Source organism: Acidimicrobiales bacterium, from assembly GCA_040219085.1.
GTDB lineage: Bacteria > Actinomycetota > Acidimicrobiia > Acidimicrobiales > JAVJTC01 > JAVJTC01.
The window spans coordinates 21,739-27,738 of sequence record JAVJTC010000005.1; the positions used below are offsets into that span (position 1 = coordinate 21,739).

At 70.0% G+C, this 6,000-nt stretch carries 7 protein-coding genes; all 7 read right to left on the reverse strand.

The annotated features are described in order from the left end of the window. Positions 1-19: 19 nt before the first annotated feature. Positions 20-232, reverse strand: a complete 213-nt coding sequence (locus RIE08_02280; protein ID MEQ8716415.1) for a hypothetical protein — start codon at positions 230-232, stop codon at positions 20-22. Between the two features lie 84 nt (positions 233-316). Then, positions 317-1,189, reverse strand: coding sequence for a type II secretion system F family protein (locus RIE08_02285; GenBank protein MEQ8716416.1), 873 nt, complete (start codon positions 1,187-1,189; stop codon positions 317-319). Continuing rightward, entirely contained in the window at positions 1,186-2,013 is an 828-nt protein-coding gene (locus tag RIE08_02290; protein ID MEQ8716417.1) for a hypothetical protein, read from the reverse strand. Before RIE08_02290 ends, RIE08_02285 begins: the two co-directional genes overlap by 4 nt. Beyond that, the gene (locus RIE08_02295; protein ID MEQ8716418.1) at positions 2,013-3,287 is read right to left on the reverse strand and encodes an ATPase, T2SS/T4P/T4SS family; all 1,275 of its coding nucleotides are present in this window, start codon (positions 3,285-3,287) and stop codon (positions 2,013-2,015) included. The genes RIE08_02290 and RIE08_02295 overlap by 1 nt, the downstream gene beginning before the upstream one ends. After that, complete coding sequence (locus RIE08_02300; GenBank protein ID MEQ8716419.1) at positions 3,284-4,075, reverse strand: hypothetical protein; 792 nt, start codon at positions 4,073-4,075, stop codon at positions 3,284-3,286. Before RIE08_02300 ends, RIE08_02295 begins: the two co-directional genes overlap by 4 nt. Then, positions 4,072-4,884, reverse strand: a complete 813-nt coding sequence (locus RIE08_02305; protein MEQ8716420.1) for an SAF domain-containing protein — start codon at positions 4,882-4,884, stop codon at positions 4,072-4,074. Before RIE08_02305 ends, RIE08_02300 begins: the two co-directional genes overlap by 4 nt. 294 nt (positions 4,885-5,178) lie before the next feature. Next, on the reverse strand, positions 5,179-6,000 hold an 822-nt coding region (locus RIE08_02310; GenBank protein ID MEQ8716421.1), incomplete at its 5' end, for a DUF222 domain-containing protein.

Sequence of the window (6,000 nt, forward strand, 5' to 3'; positions counted from 1 at the left end):
ACCGCTGCGTCCGACCTGGTCAGCCGGTCGGGTCGACGTCGTCGGGGACGTTGTCGACGTAGCCCTGGATCTTCGGCCACAGGAGAAGGCCGAGAGCGATCGCGATGGCTGCGCCGATGGCGATCCAGATCGCGACCTCCGTCGAGACCACGCCCCTCTCGTCGCGCCGGACCGCTGCCGGTCGACCCAGCACACCCAGGACGTAGTCGAGACACAGAAGTGCCGTGTTCATCATGATGTTTCCCTTCTCTACGAGATGTCACCCGGTGGCGACGGTTGGCGATTCGGTGATGCATGGGATCGTCCTCGCGGCCGGTCAGCCGACGACCGTGGACGACGTTCCGAGCGCCGCGACCACGGCGAAGCCGATGAAGAGCAGAAGGCCGACGAGCATCACGGCCACGGGGAGCAGCATCCGTTCGGTCACGGCTTCGGCCTCCGCCTCCACCTCGGCTCGCAGTCGGCCGCGGAGGGCGTCGGCACGGGCCGAGACGGAACTGCCGATGCGTGCGCCCTGGCTACCGGCGAGTTCGAGGGTGCGGGCGAGCTCCCGGAGTTCGTCGACCGCGACGTCGTCGGCGAGTCGATCGAGAGCGCGCCAGGCTGTCGTTCCGGTCAGGCGTGCACGATCCAGCGCGGCCGAGATCTCCGTGAACGCCTGACCCTCACCCGCCGTGGCGGCTGCCTGCAGCGCGGTCTGGATGCCGCCACCCCCGGCCAGGACGATCGCGACGAGGTCGAGGTAGGCGGACAGCTCGTGGCGGATCACCCGCCGCCGGCCCGCGGCCGCCGAGCGCAACGAGACGTCCGGAAACACGAACCCGCCGAAACCGCCGACGACGGCCAGGACCACGAAGGGAACCGTCTCCGCCGTGGCCACCGCGAGGCACAGCGGGAGGGCGACACCGACGGTTGCGGCCAGCACCTTCTCGTAGGCGTGGCGTTCGAAAGTCCGCCCGGTCACCCGCAGGTCCCGCGTACGGCGGACGTCGCCCGACGCACCTACCACCGAGGCGGCGAGCGACTCGATCCGGTTCCGCAATGAGACGTCGGGGGCGGGCGCCGAGACGGCCCGGCCGGGCCGGCTCAACCGATCCAGCGCCGGACCCAACGGCGGCACGGCCGGCCGAAGTGAACGCGCCAGCACGACGATCCCCAGGCCGACTCCCGCACCGAAGAGAGCGATCACGCGACTCTCCTCGTGAAACGTACGGGAGCCTCGAGAGCACCCATCCGACGGAGCCCTACGGCCCCACCGACCACCACGATCGCCACGAAGCCGAGCCAGATCTGGCCGGCGGTCGACGAGTAAGGGTCCAGCAGGTCCCCACCTCCGACGAGAAGTACCCCGAAGGTGAGCGCCATGCAGACGGACACGATCTTGGAGGACGTGCGGATCCGCTGACGTGACACGGAGATCCGCTGGTGCATCCTGACGTCGTCGCGGATGGAGTCCGCGAGTCGACCGAGGAGTGGTCCGAGGTCGCCTGCGGGCAGGCGTGACGCGTTCACGAGCGCGGCGACCACCAGGTCACCCACGGGATCGTCGAGATCTTCGGCGAGGCCCTCGAGCCCCTGCACGAGTCCCTCCGCCCGAACACGGCGACGGAACGTCTCCAGCTGTTCGGCGATCGGCCCCGGTGCCTGTTCGGCTGCGACCAGGGCAGCCTGACGCAGGCCTGCCGCGGCGGCGAGAGTGTCACGGACGGACTCGGTCCACACCGCGATGGCCTCGAGCTTCTCGATGTGGCCGGGACGGTCATCCGCCGCGAACAGCACGGGCCACGCAGCGACGCCAACCACAACACAGACGCCGGCGACCGGCCAACCCGTCACCGCCATCACGACGACACCGAGGACGACACCGCCCAGGACACGGGCGACGACGACACCTCCCGAGCGCCCGCTCGTGGCCGTGAGGCGCTTCAGCGGCGCGACGACGCGCACACCACGCAGGCCCCACCAACCGAGCAGCAACCCGAACCCGATCCCGGCTCCCCACACGGCTGCCATCAGATGCCCATCGACAGTGCCGGGCTGAAGCCCGCCGCGCCGAGCGCCTCGATGTGGTCCGTCGACGTGAGCCCGTAGGCCGGCGCCGCGGAACCGTCCGGGCCCGGAGCGAAGACCTCTGTGGATGCCAACTCGCCGGGGCCAGACGAGCGGTCCACCTCCCGCACAGAGCGCACCACCCGGCGACCGTCGACCCAGCCGATGTGGACGACGAAGTGCACGGCGTCGCGGATGAGCAGGTTCGCGAGGTGTGGCTCCACCCTGGCTTCGGACAAGGTTGCGGCGTAGGTCTGGATCCGACCGAAGGCGGCGGATGAGGACTCCGCATGGATGGTGCACATCGACCCGTCGTTGCCCTGCGACATCGCGAGGAGCATCGGGACCACCTCGCCGCCCCGCACCTCACCGACGATGACCCGGTCGGGGTCCATCCGCAGCGCTTCGGTGACGAGGTGGGCCATCGAGATCTCGCCGCGACCTTCGAGGTTCGGTCGACGGCCCTCCATCTCCACGCAGTCGGGATGGAGACCCTCGAAGCGCGACAGCCCGAGTTCGAGGCTGTCTTCGATCGTCACCAGACGCTCGGTCGTGTCGATCTCGTTGGCCAGGCAACGCAACAGCGTGGTCTTGCCCGAGCCGGTTCCACCCGAGATGACGAGGTTGCGACGCGAGCGCACGGCCGCCCGCAGAAAGGCGGCGACCGTCGCCGACACCGTTCCCCGCCGCTCGAGATCGTCGAGTCCGACGATGGTGAAGTCGTGACGGCGGATCGAGATGGACGGGCGGGTCGACACCGACATGACGGCATGGAGGCGGTCGCCGTTGGGGAGGCGCATGTTGAGGGTGGGCGACGCGTAGTCCCACCGCTGCTCGACCCGGCCGTGCCCGCGCGCCCAGGCCGAGACACGCTCGATGAGTTCCTCATCCGTCGCGGCTACGGGCGCAACCCGCTCGCGACGACCGTCACGCCGCTTGATCCACACGTTGTCGGCGCCGTTGATGTGGATGTCGGAGATCGTGTCGTCGTCGAGGTGGCCCTGGATCCCGAACGCTCCGTACAGATGATCGAGCACCTCGCGGACGAGCCTGCTCTCCTCGGCCTCGGAGAGTGGGTCACCGCCGTTGGCGAGCGCGCGGTCCGCAAGGCGACCGACCTCCTCGGTTGCGAGGGACCTCGCAAGCTCGCGTTCGTCCTCGTCGCCGAGTGGCTCGGTCCGGCGGTGGGCGGCGACGGCGTCACCCACCACCTCTGCCATGGTCCGTGCGTCCGTCATGCGAACACATCTCCCGTGTCCGTCACCGGAACCTGGGCGCGTTCGTCCAGATGGCGATAGGTGTCGTCGCGGGACCGGCCGGTGGGGCGTCCCGCGGCGAGATCCTCCATCAGAACCTCGACCAGTTCCGCCACGGCCCTGCGCAGCCGGGAGCGCCGCAACCGTCGGCGGGGCGCACCACGGGTGACCACCGAGGCCGCTCCGTCGTCCAATGGCACCGGCGTGACCGCCAATCCCCCGAGCGCATGTGACACCTCCGCGGCGTCGTAGGGGTCCTCGCCGACCAGTGCCACCCGCTGACCACCGCACCGGGCGATCCGCTGGCGGAGCACGGCGAGTTCTGCGAGATCGGAACGGCAGAACCACACGACGAGGTCCGCATGCGCCATCAGATCGTGGCCGACCGGACCCGGCTGCGCCCGACCCCCGTCGACGAGGAGCGGCCGCCCGCAGCCTCGCAGGGCATTGGCCACGTCCCGTGTGGCGATACGCCGCAGCGCCGATGCGACGTGCTCACCCGACGGTGGCGCACAGACGACGTCGACACCGCCGGCGAGCCGTTGGGCGTGATCTTCGAGGGCGACCTCGGTCGGGCCGTGGCGCAACACGCCGGCGAGGCTCATCAGCCCGGGGTCGGCGCCGAGGTCGTGGCGGGCACCGATCACCCCACCGCCAGGGTCCGCCTCGATCACGACGCTGCCCGGCCAGGAGGCGGCTATCAGCATCGCAGTGGTCGTCACCCCGGGAGCGCCGTGGGCACTGGTCAGGTGGATGATCGCGCCGGTCATCGGGCCCCCGGGTCGGCCACCAGAACGAGCCGGAGGCGGCCGAGATCAGCGGCGCCGGCGATGTCCCCGGCGAGTTCGGACGGGGCCCGCAACGACACGAAGACGTCGTTGGTGCCGACGGTGACCGAATAGACCTCCACCCCTGCAGCGAGGAGTCGGACGTCGAGCACGTCGCCGGTCGGTAGGGGTTCATCGGGCTCCAGCCCCGCGGTCCCCGCCGGGCCCGGAACGTCGCCGCCATCGGTTCCCGTCGTCGAGGCCGACGCGGTGGATGCCGGCATGAGGTAGGCGTCGACCCGGTCCCCCGGTCGCAGGTCCGGCACCGGGTACTCGCCGTCGTCGAGCGCCGCACCCACCACCGCCTCCCCCGGGCCGAGTGGCTCACCGATGGCGAACTGGCTCGGTGCGATCACCGTGCCCGCGGTCAGGTCCGCAGTGGCGATCGAGCCGACGAAGTTCCCCAGCGACGACGCCGGCACGGAGGCGATCTCCGTGTCGGTGTCGAGGTTGACGACGCGCACATCTGCGGCGCTGAGTTCCTCACCACGCGCGACGTCGGCGGCGAGAGCGAGAACCGGGACCCGCTCGTTGGATGCCGCGGACCAGACCAGCGCGCCGAGCGCGCAGCCCGCCACCAGCAGGACGGCCACGAGCACCTGCGGCACGTCGACCTTGCGGCGCTGGCCGCCACCGGGGACGTCACGGCCCGGATTCGCGAGGTTCCGCGCTGTGAGGTCATCGCCGACAGCGGGCTCGGACCGACCGCTGTGGCGGGCAGCGCCGTTCGAACGGGTGGTCAGGAGGCTCATGTCAGGTTCTCCACCATGGGGCACCACAATAGATCAGAGTTGATCGAAATACTATGAAATATCTCAACTCGACAGTGGTGCCCCTGGTTTGCCCACCTGCGTCGAGACGCGACCCGACCGTAGGTTCCGGGGCGATCGATCACCAGAGGGCTATATGCCTATTTTGGGAGCCAGAATCATCAACAGAGAGTCACTCTGCTCGCGCGCTGAGCGCGATCAGAGCTCCGACGATCTCCCAGACGGCATGCGGCGTCGATCCGGAAAAAGGGGCGGGTTCAGACAGGCAGTGCCCGTTCACGCTGCTGCATCGGCCTGGTGGGGTGGTGCGTTGGCTCGGTGGTGCCATGTGAGGTTGGGTGCGGTGCCGGTGACTGCGATCTCTCCGTTGTGGAGGGCGGTGTGGTGGCGTCGGCAGAGGAGGGTGAGGTTGGCGAGGCTTGTGGGGCCGCCGTTGGCCCAGTGCACGATGTGGTGGGCGTCGCACCATTCTGCGGGTGTGGTGCAGTCGGGTTCGGTGCAGCAGCGGTCTCGGGCGACGAGCGCGTCCCACATGGCCGGTGGGGGTGTGCGGGTTCTCTGGCCGAGGTCGAGGACCTGGCCATCTGAGCCCAAGGTGGCGGGGAGGATGTCGGCGTCACAGGCGAGGCGGCGCAGGTCCGCTGCGGCGAGCGCGTCGCCGTCGGGGGTCTCGGCGAGACGGGCGCCGAGTTTGTCGCGCAACTGTTCGATGGTGGCGATGACGGTGATCGTCGGGCGGCGCCGTTTCGTCCCGGCGGTGGTGCGTGTCCCGCCGGTGGCGCGGTGGGCGATCTCCACCAGGGCGTCGTGGCGGCGTTGCGCGACCCTCGACGTCACCTCGTGTCTCGATTGGGGGCGGTCGGGGTGTTCGGCGCGGTAGATGTCGTCTGCGATGGCGTCGAGGGCGGCTTGGAGTTGTTTGCCGTCTGTGGTGCGCATGGTGGCGTTGAGGCGGACCATCGCGTCGGGGTGGCCGGTGTCGATGTAGACGCCGCGTTTGCGGTCCTGTTCGGCGGCGCGGTCTTCGGGGTCTTCGCCGTGGCGGCACCAGTTGCGCACCAGCTGCCGCAGCCGGGCGACGGGGACCCGTCGCGCCCA

What these genes read in the sequence shown, in the direction of transcription:
- RIE08_02295 (MEQ8716418.1), bottom strand. Translation starts at nt 3,287, where the DNA reads ATGACGGACGCACGGACCATGGCAGAGGTGGTGGGTGACGCCGTCGCC.
- RIE08_02300 (MEQ8716419.1), bottom strand. Translation starts at nt 4,075, where the DNA reads ATGACCGGCGCGATCATCCACCTGACCAGTGCCCACGGCGCTCCCGGG.
- RIE08_02290 (MEQ8716417.1), bottom strand. Translation starts at nt 2,013, where the DNA reads ATGGCAGCCGTGTGGGGAGCCGGGATCGGGTTCGGGTTGCTGCTCGGT.
- RIE08_02305 (MEQ8716420.1), bottom strand. Translation starts at nt 4,884, where the DNA reads ATGAGCCTCCTGACCACCCGTTCGAACGGCGCTGCCCGCCACAGCGGT.
- RIE08_02280 (MEQ8716415.1), bottom strand. Translation starts at nt 232, where the DNA reads ATGAACACGGCACTTCTGTGTCTCGACTACGTCCTGGGTGTGCTGGGT.